Source organism: Sphingopyxis sp. UBA6723 (assembly GCF_002454115.1).
In the GTDB taxonomy this organism is placed as follows: Bacteria; Pseudomonadota; Alphaproteobacteria; order Sphingomonadales; family Sphingomonadaceae; genus Sphingopyxis.
Window position 1 is genome coordinate 9,300 of the sequence record NZ_DKIH01000014.1, and the last position, 17,492, is coordinate 26,791.

The 17,492-nt window shown below is 64.2% G+C and carries 20 protein-coding genes and 1 pseudogene; 8 read left to right on the forward strand and 13 right to left on the reverse strand.

Annotated features, from left to right (window positions below):
- Positions 1-36: 36 nt before the first annotated feature.
- From B4F07_RS17265 to B4F07_RS17275, 3 genes are all read left to right on the forward strand, one after another.
- Complete coding sequence (locus B4F07_RS17265; protein ID WP_293700981.1) at positions 37-1,998, forward strand: potassium transporter Kup; 1,962 nt, start codon at positions 37-39, stop codon at positions 1,996-1,998.
- Between the two features lie 102 nt (positions 1,999-2,100).
- Positions 2,101-2,922 (forward strand): hypothetical protein, encoded by an 822-nt coding sequence (locus B4F07_RS17270; protein WP_293700980.1) that lies wholly within the window; start codon positions 2,101-2,103, stop codon positions 2,920-2,922.
- Positions 2,922-3,407, forward strand: a complete 486-nt coding sequence (locus B4F07_RS17275) for an AHH domain-containing protein (protein ID WP_293700979.1) — start codon at positions 2,922-2,924, stop codon at positions 3,405-3,407. The genes B4F07_RS17270 and B4F07_RS17275 overlap by 1 nt, the downstream gene beginning before the upstream one ends.
- On the opposite strand, the gene B4F07_RS17280 is transcribed toward B4F07_RS17275, so the two are convergent.
- The 4 genes from B4F07_RS17280 to B4F07_RS17295 form a co-directional block, all read right to left on the reverse strand.
- Complete coding sequence (locus tag B4F07_RS17280) at positions 3,397-4,368, reverse strand: NAD(P)H-dependent flavin oxidoreductase (RefSeq protein ID WP_293700978.1); 972 nt, start codon at positions 4,366-4,368, stop codon at positions 3,397-3,399. The genes B4F07_RS17275 and B4F07_RS17280 overlap by 11 nt on opposite strands.
- 125 nt (positions 4,369-4,493) lie before the next feature.
- Entirely contained in the window at positions 4,494-4,991 is a 498-nt protein-coding gene (locus B4F07_RS17285; protein ID WP_293700977.1) for a hypothetical protein, read from the reverse strand.
- Between the two features lie 12 nt (positions 4,992-5,003).
- Positions 5,004-5,780: an SDR family NAD(P)-dependent oxidoreductase gene (locus tag B4F07_RS17290; protein WP_293700976.1), complete on the reverse strand. Its 777-nt coding sequence runs from the start codon at positions 5,778-5,780 to the stop codon at positions 5,004-5,006.
- A 58-nt stretch (positions 5,781-5,838) separates the two neighbouring features.
- Positions 5,839-6,666 (reverse strand): alpha/beta fold hydrolase, encoded by an 828-nt coding sequence (locus B4F07_RS17295; protein ID WP_293700975.1) that lies wholly within the window; start codon positions 6,664-6,666, stop codon positions 5,839-5,841.
- A 126-nt stretch (positions 6,667-6,792) separates the two neighbouring features.
- On the opposite strand from B4F07_RS17295, the gene B4F07_RS17300 reads away from it, so the two are divergent.
- Positions 6,793-7,806, forward strand: coding sequence for a GlxA family transcriptional regulator (locus B4F07_RS17300; protein ID WP_293700974.1), 1,014 nt, complete (start codon positions 6,793-6,795; stop codon positions 7,804-7,806).
- Positions 7,807-7,815: 9 nt separating this feature from the next.
- On the opposite strand, the gene B4F07_RS17305 is transcribed toward B4F07_RS17300, so the two are convergent.
- The 3 genes from B4F07_RS17305 to B4F07_RS17315 form a co-directional block, all read right to left on the reverse strand.
- Entirely contained in the window at positions 7,816-8,049 is a 234-nt protein-coding gene (locus B4F07_RS17305) for a hypothetical protein (protein WP_088440709.1), read from the reverse strand.
- Positions 8,046-8,417 carry an antitoxin Xre/MbcA/ParS toxin-binding domain-containing protein gene (locus B4F07_RS17310; protein ID WP_293700973.1) on the reverse strand — a complete coding sequence of 124 codons (372 nt, stop codon included), beginning with the start codon at positions 8,415-8,417 and terminating at the stop codon, positions 8,046-8,048. Before B4F07_RS17310 ends, B4F07_RS17305 begins: the two co-directional genes overlap by 4 nt.
- 158 nt (positions 8,418-8,575) lie before the next feature.
- On the reverse strand, positions 8,576-9,547 hold the full coding sequence (locus B4F07_RS17315; protein WP_293700972.1) for a hypothetical protein: 972 nt from the start codon (positions 9,545-9,547) through the stop codon (positions 8,576-8,578).
- 486 nt (positions 9,548-10,033) lie between these two features.
- Here B4F07_RS17315 and B4F07_RS17320 point away from each other — a divergent pair, with 486 nt between their 5' ends.
- From B4F07_RS17320 to B4F07_RS17470, 3 genes and pseudogenes are all read left to right on the forward strand, one after another.
- A complete protein-coding gene (locus B4F07_RS17320) occupies positions 10,034-10,351 on the forward strand; it encodes a hypothetical protein (protein ID WP_293700971.1) in 318 nt (105 codons plus the stop codon).
- Between the two features lie 245 nt (positions 10,352-10,596).
- Positions 10,597-11,082, forward strand: a complete 486-nt coding sequence (locus B4F07_RS17325; protein WP_293700970.1) for a hypothetical protein — start codon at positions 10,597-10,599, stop codon at positions 11,080-11,082.
- Between the two features lie 18 nt (positions 11,083-11,100).
- Positions 11,101-11,187: pseudogene (locus B4F07_RS17470) on the forward strand (hypothetical protein); the annotation flags it as partial.
- Between the two features lie 171 nt (positions 11,188-11,358).
- Here B4F07_RS17470 and B4F07_RS17330 read toward each other — a convergent pair.
- The 5 genes from B4F07_RS17330 to B4F07_RS17350 all read right to left on the reverse strand — a co-directional run bounded on the left by B4F07_RS17330 (position 11,359) and on the right by B4F07_RS17350 (position 15,482).
- Positions 11,359-11,898 carry a GNAT family N-acetyltransferase gene (locus B4F07_RS17330; RefSeq protein ID WP_293700969.1) on the reverse strand — a complete coding sequence of 180 codons (540 nt, stop codon included), beginning with the start codon at positions 11,896-11,898 and terminating at the stop codon, positions 11,359-11,361.
- Positions 11,899-11,905: 7 nt separating this feature from the next.
- The gene (leuA, locus tag B4F07_RS17335) at positions 11,906-13,570 is read right to left on the reverse strand and encodes a 2-isopropylmalate synthase (protein WP_293700968.1); all 1,665 of its coding nucleotides are present in this window, start codon (positions 13,568-13,570) and stop codon (positions 11,906-11,908) included.
- Positions 13,571-13,874: 304 nt separating this feature from the next.
- Positions 13,875-14,231, reverse strand: a complete 357-nt coding sequence (locus tag B4F07_RS17340; RefSeq protein ID WP_293700967.1) for a hypothetical protein — start codon at positions 14,229-14,231, stop codon at positions 13,875-13,877.
- Between the two features lie 96 nt (positions 14,232-14,327).
- Positions 14,328-14,972 carry a YceI family protein gene (locus B4F07_RS17345; protein ID WP_293700966.1) on the reverse strand — a complete coding sequence of 215 codons (645 nt, stop codon included), beginning with the start codon at positions 14,970-14,972 and terminating at the stop codon, positions 14,328-14,330.
- Positions 14,973-15,068: 96 nt separating this feature from the next.
- Positions 15,069-15,482: a hypothetical protein gene (locus tag B4F07_RS17350; protein ID WP_293700965.1), complete on the reverse strand. Its 414-nt coding sequence runs from the start codon at positions 15,480-15,482 to the stop codon at positions 15,069-15,071.
- Between the two features lie 137 nt (positions 15,483-15,619).
- Here B4F07_RS17350 and B4F07_RS17355 point away from each other — a divergent pair, with 137 nt between their 5' ends.
- A complete protein-coding gene (locus tag B4F07_RS17355) occupies positions 15,620-15,928 on the forward strand; it encodes a polyhydroxyalkanoic acid system family protein (protein ID WP_293700964.1) in 309 nt (102 codons plus the stop codon).
- 229 nt (positions 15,929-16,157) lie between these two features.
- Here B4F07_RS17355 and B4F07_RS17360 read toward each other — a convergent pair whose 3' ends face one another.
- The gene (locus B4F07_RS17360) at positions 16,158-17,414 is read right to left on the reverse strand and encodes an adenosylmethionine--8-amino-7-oxononanoate transaminase (protein ID WP_293700985.1); all 1,257 of its coding nucleotides are present in this window, start codon (positions 17,412-17,414) and stop codon (positions 16,158-16,160) included.
- Positions 17,415-17,492: the final 78 nt, after the last annotated feature.

The window sequence follows — 17,492 nt, forward strand, 5'->3', positions numbered from 1 at the left end:
CTATTCCAATGGCTCTGGCTCGTCTAATGGCTGGCGATGACTGCTGAGTCGTCAACCGAGGCGGGCGGCGCCGAAAGCGCCGCACCGATCGCCGCTAACGCCGGCCATTATGGCCAGAGCCACGCCAGCGACGGCAAGCTGAAGCTTGCCGTCGGCGCGGTCGGCGTGGTGTTCGGCGACATCGGCACCAGCCCGCTGTACGCGTTCCGCGAAACCTTTGCCGGGCACCACCCGATCGAGCCCGACCAGCTGCACATCTATGGCGTGCTGAGCCTGGTCTTCTGGTCGATGATGCTGGTCGTCACCTTCAAATATGTGCTGACGATCATGAAGGCCGACAACAAGGGCGAGGGCGGCAGTCTGGCCTTGCTCGCGCTGATCAGCCGTTCCTCGGGCGAAAAACGCTGGACGTGGCCGATCATCCTGCTCGGCGTGTTCGCGACCGCGCTTTTCTATGGCGACAGCATGATCACCCCGGCGATGTCGGTGCTGTCGGCGACCGAAGGGCTGCGCTACATCGACCCCGGGTTCGCCCCCTATATCGTGCCGATCGCGCTCACCATCCTGATCGGGCTGTTTGCGATCCAGTCGCGCGGGACGGCCAAGGTCGGGGCGCTGTTCGGGCCTATCATGCTGCTCTATTTCGTCACGCTGGCCGGGCTGGGCATCATGCATATCGCCGATAATCCGTGGATTATTGCCGAGACGATCAATCCCATGAACGCGCTGCGCTTCTTTTATGTCGATGGCTTCACCGCTTTCATCGCTCTGGGAGCTGTGGTGCTTGCGGTGACGGGGGCCGAGGCGCTGTACGCCGATATGGGGCATTTTGGGCGCGGGCCGATCGGAATCAGCTGGCTGGCCTTTGTCCTGCCCGCGCTGATGCTCAACTATATGGGGCAGGGGGCGATGGTCCTCGCCGCCGAGGCCGGTCCACGCGCCGAGCTGATTTCCGACCCGTTTTTCCAGATGATGCCCCAATATCTTGAGGTACCCGTTGTCATTCTGGCGCTGCTGGCGACGATCATTGCCAGCCAGGCGGTGATTTCGGGCGCCTTTTCGCTGACGCAGCAGGCGATCCAGCTGGGCTTTATGCCGCGCCTGCGCGTCGACCACACCAGCGCGTCGGCCGCCGGTCAGATTTATATCCCGGTGGTCAATTGGGGATTGATGGTGATGGTCATCCTGTTGGTCCTGGGCTTCGGTTCGTCGAGCAATCTGGCCGCAGCCTATGGTATCGCGGTGACCGGCGCGATGTTCATCGATACCTGCCTGCTGTCGGTCGTGCTCTTCACACTGTGGAAATGGCCGGCGTGGAAAGCGCTGCCGGTCCTCGCGGTATTCTTCATCGTCGACATCGCCTATTTTGGCGCCAATCTGATCAAGGTGCCCGACGGCGGCTGGGTGCCGCTGGTGATCGGGCTGATCATTTTCACGCTGCTCACCACCTGGTCGCGCGGGCGCAAGCTGATGCAGCAGGAAATGGCCGAAGGCGCGATGCCGATCCCGGTGTTCGTCAAATCGGCGGCGAACAGCGCTACGCGCGTGCCGGGCACCGCGGTGTTCATGACGTCTAGTGCGGACGGGGTACCGCACGCGCTGCTTCACAATCTCAAGCACAACAAGGTGCTTCACGAGCGGATCATTCTGCTGACGATCAAGGTCGCCGACGTGCCGTTTGTGCGCGAGGAAAATCATTGCGCGCTGGAGGATCTGGGACAGGGATTCCATCGGTTGATCCTGAATTACGGTTTCATGCAGCCGGTCGATGTGCCTGACGCGCTGAAGCGCGTGACGAGTTGCGGCGGCGAATTCAAGATGATCGAAACCAGCTTTTTCCTGTCGCGTCAGACGCTGATCGCGGCGAGCAAGCCGGGAATGCCGATCTGGCGCGAAAAGCTGTTTGCGTGGATGCTGCGCAACTCGGAAAGCGCGATGGAGTATTTCCGCTTGCCGACCAACCGCGTGGTCGAACTGGGCAGCCAAGTCGCGATCTGAGGCTGGCCGCCGGATTAACTCGCCGTCATCCCCGAATATGCGTTTGAACATTGCCCGCAGTCTTGCGATGCAAGCGTCAAGGCAGGGAGGTTGGCCAGCGATATGGACGCGGGGAAAACGGACGCTTTGATCCTGCCGGTGCCACCGGCGCCGTTCGCGCTGATCGTTGGCGCGGCCATGCGGGAGCGCTCACCGGAGGCGGTGGAAACGGCTCTGCGCCATATGGGGTTGCGGCCCGAGCGGGTCGATGGCGACGGCACCGGCATCGCGCCGCCCCGTTTTGTCCTGCGCTTTGGTGCCATGTCGGTTTTGGTTGGGGCAGCGGCCGGTTCCGCGCTGGACGCTGCGGATCCCGACAATCCAGCGACCAGCCTGCTCGCCGCCAGCCTGCCGCACGATTGGCGGCATGACGGGCATTGCTGGATGTTGGACCCTGAAGGCGGCGAAGAGCCCGCCACGTCATCCGAGCAGCCGATGCGAATGCGCGAATTTTTCAAGATGATGGTGCTGTTGATCGACCTGTTCGATGCCAGTCACCTTTTTTGGTCGCCCGCGCGGCTGTGGTCGGACGCGGTGCAGTTTCGCGCGTCGATCGCCGAAATGCTGGCGAGCGGGATGCCGCTGGTACTGCATCTGGTTGCATTTCGGCGCCGCGAAGGTGCCGCGGGCGCGAGCATAGAAACGCGGGGATTGGCGCTGTTCGCCGGGCAGGAGTTGGAAGCGCGCATTCCCGCCGGCTGGACGGTGGCCGAGATGGTGCGACGGCTGTCGCGACTGGCGCTTGATCTGATGCTGAACGGACCCGTGCAGCACAAACGCACGATGCGGGGGCTGGAGAGCGGCGAATGGATCGACCTGTCGCCGTCGGCGGGCGCCAACGGCTCGCGATCGATGGTCATCGTCGAGTTCGGCCGCGATCGCTGATGCCGAACCGCGGTTGGCAGGGCGCACCGCCACCGCAACCCGGATTTCAACGTCATCACCTGATCCCCATCGCTTTGCTCCACCGGACGCAGATGGCGGCGATGTTCGAGGCGTTGCAGGGCGAAGGCTTCGCGCTTGAGAGTTTCCGCCGCAACGGGCTGATGCTGCCCGCGTGCGAAGGGGCGGCGCTGTTGTCGGGCCATGCGCTGCATCGCGGGCCGCATCAGGGGTATAGTGATGTCGTTGCGGCGCGCGTCGAGCAGATCCGGCGGCATTTTGTTCTGCACGCGCCGGTCGATCTGCGTTCGGCGCGACGCACGTCGGTGATGCGGCTGCGGTTGTTGCAGGACACGACGCGGCGCGCGCTGACTGACCGGCACGGCGCCGGATTCTGGCTCAACCGCCGCGATCCGATGCGACTGTTCGTCGATCGTCCCTATCTGGATGACGCGATCGAGCGGCTGTTCGGCGGCGCTACAGCCTGACCTTCGCTTCCAGCTCCCGGCGCGCGGCGAGATATTGCGCTTCGAGTTCGGCGACGAATTCGGCGACGGGGCGCACCGCGGTGACCGGGCCGATGCCCTGGCCCGATCCCCAGATGTCCTTCCAGGCCTTGACCTTGGTATTGCCGCCCGAACCGAAGTTCATCGTCGACAGGTCGCCTTCGGGCAGATTGTCGGGGTCCATGCCCGCGGCGACGATCGATTGGCGGAGGTAATTGCCGTGCACCCCGGTGAACAGGTTCGAATAGACGATGTCGGCGGCACGCCCCTCGACGATGCCATCCTTATAGCCTTGGTCGGCGTTGGCTTCGGCGGTGGCGATGAAGGCGCTGCCGATATAGGCGAGGTCGGCGCCGCACGCCTGCGCGGCGAGGACCGATCGGCCATGGCCGATTGCGCCCGACAGCGCGACGGGGCCGTCGAACCATTCGCGGATTTCCTGCACCAGCGCGAAGGGCGACTGGCGCCCGGCGTGGCCGCCTGCGCCCGCGGCGACGGGGATCAGACCGTCGGCGCCCTTTTCGACCGCCTTGCGCGCGAAACGATCGTCGATGACGTCGTGCAGCGTGATACCGCCCCAGCTATGGACTGCCTGATTGAGTTCCTCGCGCGCGCCCAAGGAGGTGATGGTGATCGGCACCTTCCATTTGGCGCAGGTCGCGATGTCCTGTTCCAGCCGGTCGTTCGATTTATGGACGATCTGGTTGACAGCATAAGGCGCCGACAGTCGGTCGGGATTGGCGCGATCCCACGCGGCGAGCTCTTCGGTGATCTGGTGCAGCCATTCGTCGAGCAATGTCTGCGGCCGCGCGTTGAGCGCCGGAAAGCTGCCGACGACGCCCGCCTTGCACTGTGCGATGACCAGTTCGGGGCCCGACACGATGAACAAAGGCGAGCCGATGACGGGCAGGCGCAGGCGGTCGAAAATGTGGGGAAGGGCCATGAATCACTCTCCGGTAGCAGTTTGAAACTGACCTTAACGTAAACGGAAGGTGGTGCAAGAGGGGTTGGCGGTCACGCAACCGGCAGAGGCGGCCGACGCTGCCCCTGCCTGTAATCCCGTTGTGCTTAGGCCGTGACGGTTCGGCGGCGGGCCGCCGTTAACGCCAGATAGCCGAGGCCGGCCATCGCGATCAACAGCGCGCCTTGGGCGATGGCGAAGGGCGGTTCGGTTCCATTCGGGGCCAGCGCATTGAGCGCAGGCACTTTCAGGAAGCTCTGCACCACCAACACGAACAGGTTGAGGTAGAGCGCGAGGGTAGCGGTGATCGCATAGATGGTGGCAGCGCGGCCGGCGAGCTTGCGGCTGTACCAAGCCCAGAAGGTGGCGACGAGGATCAGCGTCGAGAGGATTCCAAAGCCGAGCGCCGGGGTGAAGGCGACGATCGGGAAAAGGAAGCCGGTCAGGCTGGTGAGCAGCGTCGTCCACAGGAAGACGCCGGTGATGCGCGGCAGAATCACACCGCGGGCAAAGGCGGGGAGCGCAATCAAGCCCGCGGCAATGGCGATCAGGCTGATCGCGACATGGACCGCGGTGAATTGCGGGATGGTCAGACCGAGGATCATGGCACCGCTCCTTTACAGATAGCGCGGCGCGGGGCGCGCCAGAGACAGGTTGGGACGCAGCGCCGAGCGCGCCTCGATATAGGCATCGTAATCGGCCATGTCGGGTAGCGCGGGGATGGTGACCGTCTCGCCTTTGTCGAAGCCGGCGAGCGCGGCGTCGACCATATGTTTCACGTCCATAACGATTTCGGCGGGCAGGCTGGCGAGTTGCTCCTCGGTCCAGATCGGGGTGCGGGTCGCCCCCGGCAAGACAGCTTGAACACGCACGCCCTTGGCGCCGAGTTCGGCCTGCAAGGCTTCGCTGAACGCCAGCACATAGGCTTTGCTGGCCGGGTAGGTCGCGGTGAAGCCATCGGGGATCAGTGCCGTCACCGAGCCGATGTTGATGATCGCCCCGCTGCCATTCACAGCAAGCCGGGGCGCTATGGCTGCGGCGAGCCGGGTCACGGCCAGGATATTGAGGTTGATCAACGCGGTCAGCTGCGCGGGGTCGGCTTCGACAAAGCTGGTTTCGCCCGCGATGCCGGCATTGTTGATGAGGCCGGTGATCGCATCGTCGTCGCGCAGGCGGGTTTCGACGCGGGCGAGGTCGTCGGGATTGGCGAGGTCGGCGGCGATGACATCGACGGAGACGCCGGTGTCGCTGCGCAGCTGATCGGCGAGGGCGCAGAGTTTGTCTGCGCGGCGCGCGACGAGGATCAGGTCATGCCCGCGACGGGCGAGGCGGTCGGCATAGACGGCGCCAATGCCGTCCGATGCGCCGGTGATCAGGAAGCTTTGCTTGGTCACGGCGTTTCTCCTTGATGAAGGAGGAGGCGCGATCGGACTGGACCGCGCCTCGACCTTATCAGTTGTTGATGAAATCCAGAAGGTCGGAGTTGAACCGGTCCTGGTGGGTGACGGTCAGGCCATGATCGGCGCCTTCGTAGATTTTCAGCACCGCCTGTTTGACGATCTTCACCGTCGCGCGCGCCGAGGCATCGACGGGGACGATCTGGTCGTCGTCGCCGTGGAGGACGAGGGTCGGGACGTCGAACTTCTTCAGATCGTCATTGAAGTCGCTTTCCGAAAAGGCGCGGATGCTGTCGAGCTGGCCCTTGAGCCCGCCCATCATTCCCTGCCGGACAAAATCGTCGCGCAGCGCTTCGCTGACCACCGCGCCGTCACGGTTATAGCCATAGAAGGGGATGGTCAGATCCTTGAAGAACTGCGGGCGGTTGTCGAAGGTGCCTTTGCGGATGCCGTCGAAGGCGTCGATCGGCAGCCCGCCGGGATTGGCTTCGGTCTTGAGCATCAGCGGCGGAACTGCCCCGATCAGCGCGATCTTGGCGACCCGCGCCGTGCCATGGCGGCCGATATAGCGGGTGACTTCGCCGCCGCCGGTCGAGTGGCCAACGAGGATGACGTCCTTCAGGTCCAGCTGTTCGATCAGTTCGGCGAGGTCGTCGGCGTACTGATCCATATTATTGTTGTCCCAGACCTGGTCCGAGCGACCATGGCTGCGGCGGTCGTGGGCGATGGTACGGAAGCCTTGGTTAGCGAAATAGACCATCTGGACATCCCAGGCGTCGGCGGTGAGCGGCCAGCCGTGGGAGAAGATGATCGGCTGGCCGGTCTTCGGACCCCAGTCCTTATAGAAGATGTGCGTGCCGTCCTGGGTGGTGATCGTGGTCATGGCGTGGTTCCTTTCGTTTCGAAGGGCGGGGTGTCCGTCCCGATGACATGGATTTAGGCCGGTCCGGGCTTGCGCGGGATTGGCGGATACGACATTATACGGGTCAAATCCGACAAAGGAGTCTTTATGCCCAAGTTGAAGGTGCCCGACGCGGCGAGTGTGCCACTGATTGAAGTCGGGATGATGATCTATCCCGACTGCCAGATGGGCATGGTCCACGGCATCACCGACCTGTTCGACATCGCCGGGCGCTTTGCGGTCCAGCACGACCGCGCGGCGATCCGGGTCAGCCATTGGCGGTTGCAGGACGGCGGGGGTTTTGCCCGCTGCTTTGACAGCCATCCGAGCGAACCGGCGGGCAACAGTCCCGCGGTGCTGATTGCGCCGGGTAGCTTGCACAAGCTGCTCGAACCGGGGGAGGTCGAGCCCTATGCCCGCTGGCTGCTCGACCGCCATGCCCATGGGACGGTGCTGGCGTCGAATTGCGGCGGGACGTTTGCGCTGGCGGCGACCGGGCTGCTGGCGGGGCGGCCGGCGACGACGCACTGGTTTTTCGCCGCGCAGTTTCGCGAGCGGTTCCCCGACGTGCGGCTGGAGGCCGACCGGATGGTGATCGACGATGGCGACATCGTCACCGCGGGCGGGCTGATGGCGTGGACCGACCTGGGGCTGCGGATCGTCGAGCGGTTGCTGGGGCCGACGGTGATGATGGAGACGGCGCGCTTTCTGTTGATCGATCCCAATGGCCGCGAGCAGAAGAATTACGCCAGCTTTGCCCCCAAACTGACCCATGGCGACGAGGCGATCTTGCGGGTCCAGCACTGGTTGCAGGCCCGCGGGGTTGGCCCGGTCGCCGTCCCCGCCATGGCCAGCGAGGCGGGGATGGAGGAGCGGACGTTTCAGCGGCGGTTCAAGGCCGCCACCGGCATGACCCCGGTCGAATATGTCCAGCATCTGCGCGTCGGCAAGGCGCGCGAGCTGCTGGAATTCACCCGCCGCACCGTCGACCAGATCGCGTGGGGCGTCGGATATGAGGACGCCGCGGCGTTCCGCAAATTGTTCCACCGCATCATCGGCCTGTCACCGCAGGAATATCGCCAGCGGTTCGCGACCCCGCAATCCTTGGCCGAAGTCGCTTAGCGCCGCGCCCTAATATCCGCCCTCCGAACCGGGGGCGCGGTAGAAGCGGTGGCGGGTGACGGCGCCATCGATCAGGCTTTTCTTCAGTTTCTTGCGCATCTTGTCGGCGCCGTCGGGGGAAACGCAGACGAGGCGGGTGCCGCCGTCGGGCAGCGGCTCGATCGCGCTGATGATGACCCCCGCGCTCTTGCACAGCGCGGTCACCTCGGCCTCGGGCAGGGTGACGTTCATCGCGCGGCTCATGAGGTTTCCGTGCCGGGCGCGAGGGCGCGGATCGCGGCGGCGACCTGCTCATAGCCCTCGGCGCTGGCGGTGGCGAGCGCGAGCGGGCGGCCGCCAAGCGCGGCGTTTTCGCTGTTGAGGAATTCGACCGCCGCGTCGCGCCCGCCCATGGTCAGGAAGGCGAGCTGGCTGATGTCGCCCTGCCGCTTGGCGTCGTCGCGCGCGAGCGGGGTGCGGTTCTTGCGGAAATAATTGTTGGTGCGCGCGCGGGCGGGCGCGTCGGCATCGCTCGCAGCGTCGGCCCCTGCCGCGGCGCTGGCAGGCTTGGCGGGCGCAGCGACGGGCGCCTTGCGGACGGGGGGATTGACGGGATTGGCTCGGCTGTTCATCGGGCGCGGCTCCTGTTGGGGTAAGCGGGAGCGCGCAAGTCTCTCAGCCGCGGCGGCTCATGACCATCGGTACCGCGATGATGCCTATATGGGGGCGGAGCAAGGCGATTGTAAGGCGCCGCCGCCCGCGCCGGATCGGGACCGCGCCCCACCGCCGCTCACCCGTGCGCCCGCTGCCCCGGCCAGGCATCCGTGTCCGCAGTTTCGGCCGCAGCATCATTGGCGGCATCGTGCCGCGCAAAGAAAGCGCGGCGCGCGGCCTCGCCCGCGATCAGCAGCGGGGTGACCTCGGCCGCGCGCAGCTTTTCGTACACTTCCAGCTCGTCGTCATCGAGCGCGCGGGCATAGGCGCGGTCGCCGAACTGGCCTTCCTCATGCCCCCAAAAATCGGCGGGCGGCGGGAAGTCGGTACGCCAGTCGTCGGCGTGGTCGTCGTACCACACGGTCATCGCGGCGGCGGCCTGTTCCGGGGTTTCCTCGCTTTCGCCGTCGTCGCCGAAATCGGTGGAAATCTGCGCAACTTCACTCGCGATTGCGTTGTCCTGCCACAGCGCGGCGAGCGGGTTGGCGCGGTTGTCGCGGCCGGTCAGCCAGAGCGCGAGCGCGGTGGTAAGCGGGGCGGGCTGGCCGTCTGCGTCGTCCGCTCCGTTTGCATCGTGCGCGGCGGCGGCGTCGAACAGCGACAGGAAGCCCGGCCAGTCGCCCGCGATCAGCTGCGCCAGCATATCCTCCCCGGCCTCTGCGGGCGTTTCGACCATCTTGTCGAGCCGCGCGAGCATCGCGAGACCAAGGCGTGAATCGAGGCGGCGGCGCTTGGCAAAGCTGCGCCCCTCTTCGCGCAGCAGCTCGGCGGTTTCGTCATAGCCCCAGATCGCGCGGTCAAGCAACTCGTCGACCAGCCGCCCGCGCGCGATCAGCACCGCCGCGGCGCAGCCCAGCTTGAACGCGGCGCCCGCTGCACGGTGCTTGAGCTGATAGACGGCGGACGGCGACATGCCGACCTTGGCCGCGGCAATTTTGACCGAGCCGGTGGTGGCGAGGCTTTCGAGAAAGTCGCGCTGGAGTTTGGGGGTCCAGTGATAGCTGGCGGGGGCGGGGAGGAAGGCGGGATAGTCGTCGATGTCATCCATTGATTCGTCCTTTTCGGTTGGTGGAACCGAAGGAGTGAACCATATGAGTTAAATGTAGGAAAGAGAAAATCGGTCAGGTCGCGAGTTATCATGTTCTTTAGAAGAAATTCGCGATAGCATGGTTTAAAGGCAAGAGTTGCGCGGTCGCCTTGTCGCGTATCGGTGGCAAGCGCCTTACCGATCCGGACTGACGCGATCGCCGCCTGATTGGTTTTTGAGGCGCCACGCCAGATTGGCGAGCGTCGCAAGCGCTGGTCTCGTCCGTGAACGGACGGGGAACAACGACTCGACTTTTTCGATATTTTGTGCTACAGAACCCAGCTGGGGCAGCCCGCATGGACTGCCCCAGTTTTGAGTTCGGCAATATCCTTGGAAAGACCGCCGGACCCAAGATGGACGAAGCGTGTGGTGCCTCGAACTTGACAATTTTGGATGCCACATTTTTAGCCATTTTGCAAGGTCTCTCCGCTTTGACGGAGGCCTATCATGGCTTATGAATACGCAGTAAGTTTTGAGATTAAGTCGGATACCACCTATTCGGAACGGTATCAGAGCTTCATGGACGAGATTCGCAACACGCCAGGCGAGCCGTATTTGTGGTCAGAAACAACATCTTTCGTTTTGTTGACATCAAACGAAAAGATCGACGATCTCGAACATCGGCTCTACTATAATTCCAAACTCAATTCAGCCAAAGATAAGCTGCTAGTGATCGATCATCACAGCGGTGTGGCTGTCGCGCGAGGGCCGTTCGAATATCCCGCAACGCTAAAAAGTCACTTTAAGAGCTGCGTCGTGAAATAACGCTGGTGGACTTGGACCGGAACGCGCAACCAGCTGCAAAGGCCATAACGGCCCTAAGCCTACGCGCGCTCTGGTCCTTTTCCCGCGCCACCTCGTATCGCCATCGTTTGAATCCTTTTTGGACTTGTGCGGCGTCGGTGGCTTCGCCAGCATTCGGCGAAGCGTCTCTAGCTCATTTTGATCGGTGTCAGTAATGCAACACGTTCGTCAATTCTTTGCCCGCAACGCGGTCAGGTGCATCTGAGATGCAGGAACCGCTGACTAGCGAGCATGCGCAAATTAGCACCCTCGGCACCGTTCTTGCATTCTGGAACAATGTCGAACTGGTCATGGAGATGGTCATAAAGCAAGAACTTGGCCTGACAACAGAACAAGCTTGTATCGTTTGCGGTGCCCTAGGGGGAGGGGCGAAGCTGGCAATGCTGTCTTCCCTCGTCGCAGAAAAAGGCCACCGCCAATCGTTTGTCCAAGCAATACGAGACTTTCAAGGCATGGTTGGACGCAACGCGTTAGCGCACGGGTTTATGACAATCCACGGCCCAAGCGGGGACTACGAAATCGTAAGCCGTGACGTGAAAAACAAACTGTCAGTTAGGCGGAGGCGATTGGTCGACTACTACACAGATGACTTTGTACCGGCGTACGAAAAGGCGATTACGGAAAGCGGGTTCAGTGAGAACGAGATGTACGATTATGGCCGAGAGATTGCAGCGCTCGCACCAGATCCTTAATCCCGGGCTCAGCGCCTTGAGCATCAGCTTCGAGAACTTTTGAAAGATCATCGAATAAATATTGGACGTCAGTTCTTTAAAGTGAAATATCAAAAAATTCATTAGGCGGTGGAAGCGGTTATCGGCCTCTTAGAAGCTAGAATTGAGTAGCAGGATTAAGTATCAACTCCCTTCGTCGTCGGCAAAGTGGCCCGCACTCTTTCCTTCTCATCGCGCCCCTCCGTCAGTCCTTCGGACTGCCACCTCCCCATGGCCTTCGGGCACAGGGAGGATTGGTTAGCTGATCAGGTGCTTCCCCATACGGATGAGGGGGACGGTGGCGCCATTCGGACCCGGCGCTTCGACATGCTCGATCGGGGTGTAGCCGCAGGCGCAGTAGAGGGGTTCGCCGGATAGGGTGGCCATCAGCTCGGTGCGGGTGAAGCCGGCCTGCTGTGCGGCGGCTTCGCAGAGCGCCATCACCATGCGGCCGACGCCCTGCCTTGCAAAGGCGGGGTGGGTGTACATGGCGCGGATGCGCGCGGCGTCGGTGGCGGGGTTGAGCGGGGCCGGGTCGCGCAGGGCGGCGGCGTGGTCGCCGCCGTAGAGCGTCGCGCGATGTGACCAGCCGCCGCAGCCCGCGATCTGACCCTCCGCCTCGATGACGAAATAGGTGCCGTCGGCGATCAGCTGGGTATCGAGGCCCATGACGGCGTGGCTGGCGGCGATCTGCGCGTCGTCGAGGAAGCCCTTTTGCAGTTCGGCGATCGCGAGCGCCATCACCGCGCGCAGCGCGTCGAGGTCCGACGGCTGCGCGAGGCGGTGGCGGAGCGTCATCGCGACGTCAGGCGCCGTTGGCGGCGCTCAGGATCGCGCGCACGCTGGCGGTTGCGACGTCGGTGTCGAGGCCGCAGCCGAAGACGCTTTTGCCGTCGGGGGTGCGGCATTCGACATAGGCGGCGGCTTGCGCGGTGCTGCCCTGGCCGATCGCGTGTTCGCTGTAATCGACGATGTCCATGACCGGGCCGCCGGATTCGGCGAGCGCGGCGATGACGCTGCTCATCAGGCCGTTACCGCGGCCGCTGACGCTGCGCGGGGCGCCGTCGATGGTGAGCTTGCCGGCGAAGATGCGGTCGGTGCCGGCATGGCTTTCGGACCAGTCGACGAGCTGGAAGCGCTTGGCCTCGACCTTGAGATAGGCGGTTTCGAAGGCGCCCCAGATGTCGTCGGCGGTCAGTTCGCGGCTGGTCTCGTCCGCCAGCGCCTGCACGACATGGCTGAAGCTGGCCTGCATCTTCTTGGGCAGTTTCAGTCCCTTGTCCTGTTCGAGCACCCAGGCGACGCCGCCCTTGCCCGACTGGCTGTTGACGCGGATCACCGCTTCATAGCTGCGGCCGAGGTCGGCGGGGTCGATGGGCAGATAAGGGACTTCCCAGCGTTCGTCATTCTGGCGCTCGCGCGCGGCGAAGCCCTTCTTGATCGCGTCCTGATGGCTGCCCGAAAAGGCGGTATAGACCAGCTCGCCGCCATAGGGATGGCGCGGGTGGACGGGGAGCTGGTTGCAATATTCGACCGTCGCGATGACGTCGTCGATGTTCGAAAAGTCGAGTTCGGGGTCGATCCCCTGTGTGTACATGTTGAGCGCGATGGTGACGAGGCAGGTGTTGCCGGTGCGCTCGCCATTGCCGAACAGGCAGCCCTCGACACGGTCGGCGCCCGCGAGCAGGCCGAGTTCGGCGGCGGCGACGCCAGTGCCGCGGTCGTTGTGGGTGTGGAGCGAGATGATCGCGCGGTCGCGGCCGGGCAGATTCTTGCAGAAATATTCGATCTGGTCGGCGTAGATGTTGGCGGTCGATGCCTCGACCGTGGCGGGCAGGTTGAGGATGATCGGCTTGTCGGTGGTGGGCTGGAGGATGTCCATCACCGCGGCGCAGCACTCGATGCTGAAATCGAGTTCGGCGGTCGAGAAGGTTTCGGGGCTGTATTGAAAGCGCCAGTCGGTGCCGGGAAGGCGCGCGGCATTGTCGCGCAATTGCTTCGCGCCCTCGATCGCGATCGCCTTGATTTCGGGCATTTCCATGCCGAACACGATGCGGCGCCAGGCGGGGCTGACCGCGTTATAGACATGGACGATCGCGGTCTTGGCGCCGGCGAGGCTGTCGAAGCTGGTGCGGATGAGGTCGGCGCGGCTTTGGGTGAGCACCTGCGGGGTGACGTCGTCGGGGATGCGTCCCTGCTGGACAAGGCCCGAGATGAAGTCGAACTCGGTCGCGCCGGCGCTGGGGAAGCCGACTTCGATCTCTTTCAGGCCGATGCGGCAGAGGAGGTCGAAGAAGCGCGCTTTCTTTTCGGCGTCCATTGGGTCGATCAGCGCCTGATTGCCGTCGCGCATGTCGGTGGACAGCCAGATCGGCGCGGCGGTGGTGACGCGGGTGGGCCATTCGCGGTGGGCGAGCGGAACTTGCGGAAAGGCGCTGTACTTGACCGAAGGGTCGCGGAGCATGGTCATGGGATGGTCTTCTGCTGGTCGGTTGCGAATATGTCGATCGGACCCTTGAGCGGGTGGCCGCGACTAACGCGCAGCCAGTGTCACGCCCAAGGGCGTGTAAGTCGCAGAAGAAGAAGGGCGTTGCCGCGCATGGCCGCCCTAGTGATGCAAAATGTCGCGCTTGGCAAGGGGGGAGTGGGAAAATTGCGTGGGCGGGGCGTGTCCGGCTTGGCTGGGCGATGAACCGCACAACGGCGCCGGATCGCGGGCGGGCCGCGATCCGGCGCAGGGCAGGGGACTTGGAAAACGTGCGGCGGGGCGAGCGTCAGGCGGCTTCGCTCTCCGCGTCGTCCTCGTCCCACGGCTCGAAAATCTCGTCCTCGACCATATTGTCGATGGCGTGGACGCGCACCGCGATCAGCCAGTCGGGGAGCGGGCCTTCCCATGCGGCCTCGACCTGGGTGAGTGCGCCTTCATCGCTGCCCGCGGGGCGGTCGCCGACAAGGTCGAAATCCTGGACGCCGTCCTCGGGCGGGGTGCTGTAGACATGCGGGTCGAGCCGGACATTGGCCCAGCCCGCAGTGGGGGTGAGACCCTCGGCCTCGACGGTCAGCAGCGGATTTTCCTCGTCGCCGCCGATGAAGGCGTTCACGTCGACAATTTCGCGTACCAGTTCGCTCATCACACGGGCTCCTCGCAAAAGGGGGCGGGACTGGTGAGGTCCCGCCCCGGCTTTTACCCGGTGCGTGTGACAGATTGGGGTGCGGTGATCCCCGGCTTACTGTTTTTCGAACGCGGCGTGGATTTCGAGTTCGACCTCATCGCTGACCGCGGGGATGCCATAGGCGATGCCGAAATCGCTGCGGCGGATCTTGCCTTCGGCCTGGAAACCGACGGTCGCTTTCTTGTTATAGGGATTGGTCCCGGCGCCGTGGAAATCGACGTCGAGCGTGACGGGCTTGGTGACGCCGTTCAGCGTCAGATTGCCGGTGACCTTGGCTTCGTCGCCGTCGTCGTCGAGGACGACGCGGGTCGAGACGAATTTGGCGTCGGCGGGGGCGGCGCCGAAGAAATCGGGCTTGCCGCCGTCCTTGCCCGCACGGAGCAGATGGCCGGTCAGGCCGCTGCTGGCGGTGGTAACCTTGGCGACCGGGATCGTCACGTCGACCTTGGCCGCGGCGGGATTGGCGGGGTCGATGACCAGCGTGCCGGTGACGTCGCCAAAAATGCCAGTATATTTGCTGAACCCGAAATGATCGACCTCCCACACGACCATCGTGTGGCCCGCGTCGGCGGCGTAGCTGCCCGCGGCGACGCGCGCCTTGTCGGGCGCGCCGGGAACCTGCGGCGCGTTCTGGGCGATGACGACGGGAACCGCGACGACAGCGAGGGCGACGGCGGCGAGGGGAGCGATACGGCGCATGGGTAGATCTCCTGTTGGGGACGGGCAGGCTAGGCGTGCGGACAGGGCCGCGTCAATCAGCCCACAGGAAACGCAATGTTTCGCTGCGTGGTTCCGTCAGGGCGCGCGGCGCGCCTCGAACCATTCGCGCAGGGCGAGCGCGGCGCAGCCGGTGAAGCCATAGCTGCCCGACGGCGAGCAACTGCCGGGGCGCGTCTGGCGCGCGATATCGTCGTAGCCTTCGACCTTTGACGCCCAACTGCCGCCGCCGACGGCTACGTCTTCCTTCAACTCTTCGCGCAGTTCCTTGGGGACGCGGTAGCGTTCGGATTCGGGCTGCTGCGCGCAAACGATGATCTCATCGCCGACGGGTTCGGGGCAGGGATCGCTGCCGAAGGTATAAAGCACCGAGGTGCGCTGCGGCGGCTGTGCCGATTGCGCGAGCGAATCGTCGTTCTGCGCCGCGGCGGGCGCAGTGAAGGCGAGCGCGGCGAGCAGCGGGGTCAGGTAACAGGTCGGCTTTATCGTCATCGGGCGTCGTGCCTCCAAAGCCTCTCCCGCCGTCGGTGATAGGCGGGCTAGATGAACCTAAGCCTAACTGCCGAGCCGATCGGGCGTTGTATCGTCTTGCCCCGCGCCCCACATCGCCGATCGAAGGAGCTGATTCTATGCCGAGCGTTCGCATCGCCCATGACCTGCCGCGCGCCGAAGTGCGCCGCCGCATGGCAGCGCGCGCCGATGATCTGGTCAAGCTGATTCCCGGCGGGCTGGGGCGGGTCGAACATCGCTGGGAGCATGACGACCGGATGGATTTTGTGATCCATGCGATGGGGCACAGCATCGCATCGAGCGCAACGGTCGAAGATGCGGCGCTGGTGATCGATTTCGATCTGCCTGCGGGGATGGGGTTCGTGCGACCCATGGTCGAGGGGATCATTCGCCAAGCGGGCGACAAATTGCTGCTGGAAAAACGCTAGGTTTTGGCAAGCTCGGGATGGGCTTGATCGGGGGGGCGATAGCTGCGCCGCCGTCGTGGATCCCGGATCAAGTCCGGGATGACTTTAAGGAAAAATCCTCCCTGTCGCGTAGCGATGGGGAGGGGGAGCGCGCCCGAAGGGCGTGGTGGAGGGGCGGCAACGGCAACGCCAAAGCCCCTCCGTCAGCGCTTCGCGCTGCCACCTCCCCATGGCTTCGCCACAGGGAGGATTAGATTGTATCCAGCGATGCCGTGATCGCGCTCCACACCTGCCCCAGCTCCTCGGCGGTGATACAATAGGGCGGCATCACATACACGGTGTTGCCGAGCGGGCGGAGGAGGACGCCGTGGTCGCGGTAATAGGCGATCAGGCGCGGGGCGAGATTCGACAGGTAGCCTCTGTCGGGAACCACGATGTCGAGCGCGGCGATGGTGCCGAGGCGGCGCGGGTTTTGGACGCGCGGGTCATGGCTGAGCAGCGACAAATGCGCGGCCTGGGCGTCGGCCAGCGTGTCGATTCGTTGCTGTACCGGCTCGTCGCGCCAGATGGCGAGGTTCGCGTTGGCAGCGGCGCAGGCGATCGGGTTCGCGGTGTAGCTGCTCGAATGATAGAAGGTCTTGCTGCGGTCAGTTGACCAATGCGCTGCGAAGATCGGTTCGATGCAGAGCGTCACCGCGAGCGGCAGCGCGCCGCCGGTCAGCCCTTTCGACAGGCAGACGATGTCGGGGATGACGCCCGCCTGGTCGCAGGCGAAGCGGGTGCCGGTTCGGCCCCAGCCGGTCATCACCTCGTCGGCGATGAACAGCACGTTGTGGCGGGCGCAGATGGCGCGCATTTCGGCGAGCACCCAGGCGGGGTAGATGAGCATGCCGCCCGCGCCGAGGATGAGCGGCTCGACGATGAAGGCGGCTGGCTTTTGGGCGCAGGCGGCTTCGAGCGCGTCGAGCGTGGCCTGTTCCATGCCTTCTTGCGGAAAGGGGATGGTGTCGACATCGAACAACAGGGGCTGCCAGGCGCGGTTATAGACGCCGCGTTCGCCGACCGACATCGTGCCGATGGTGTCGCCATGATAGCTATGGTCGAGGACGAGGATGCGGCTGCGCGGCTCGCCGATGTTGAACCAGTAGCCGAGCGCCATCTTGAGCGCGACCTCGACGCTGGTCGAACCCGAGTCCGAGAAGAAGACGCGGGTGAGCGGACCCGGCGTGATGCGGATCAGTTCGGTGGCGAGCGTCTCGGCGGGTTCGTGGGTCCAGCCCGCGAAGATCAGCTGGTCGAGCCGTTCCGACTGGTCGCGGATCGCGGCCATTATGCGCGGGTGGGCGTGCCCATGGGTGGTGACCCACCAGCTGGAGATGGCGTCGATCCAGTGGTTGCCGTCGGCGTTGTAGAGGCGCGCGCCTTCGCCGCGGGCGATCAGCGGGATCGGGTCGCCCAGGCCGTGCTGGGTGAAGGGGTGCCAGATGGGGGAATTATCAGCCATCATCATTTTCCGTTCGTGCTGAGCTTGTCGAAGCACCGCTCTTTCTTGCCTTCGAGAAAAGGACGGCCCTTCGACAAGCTC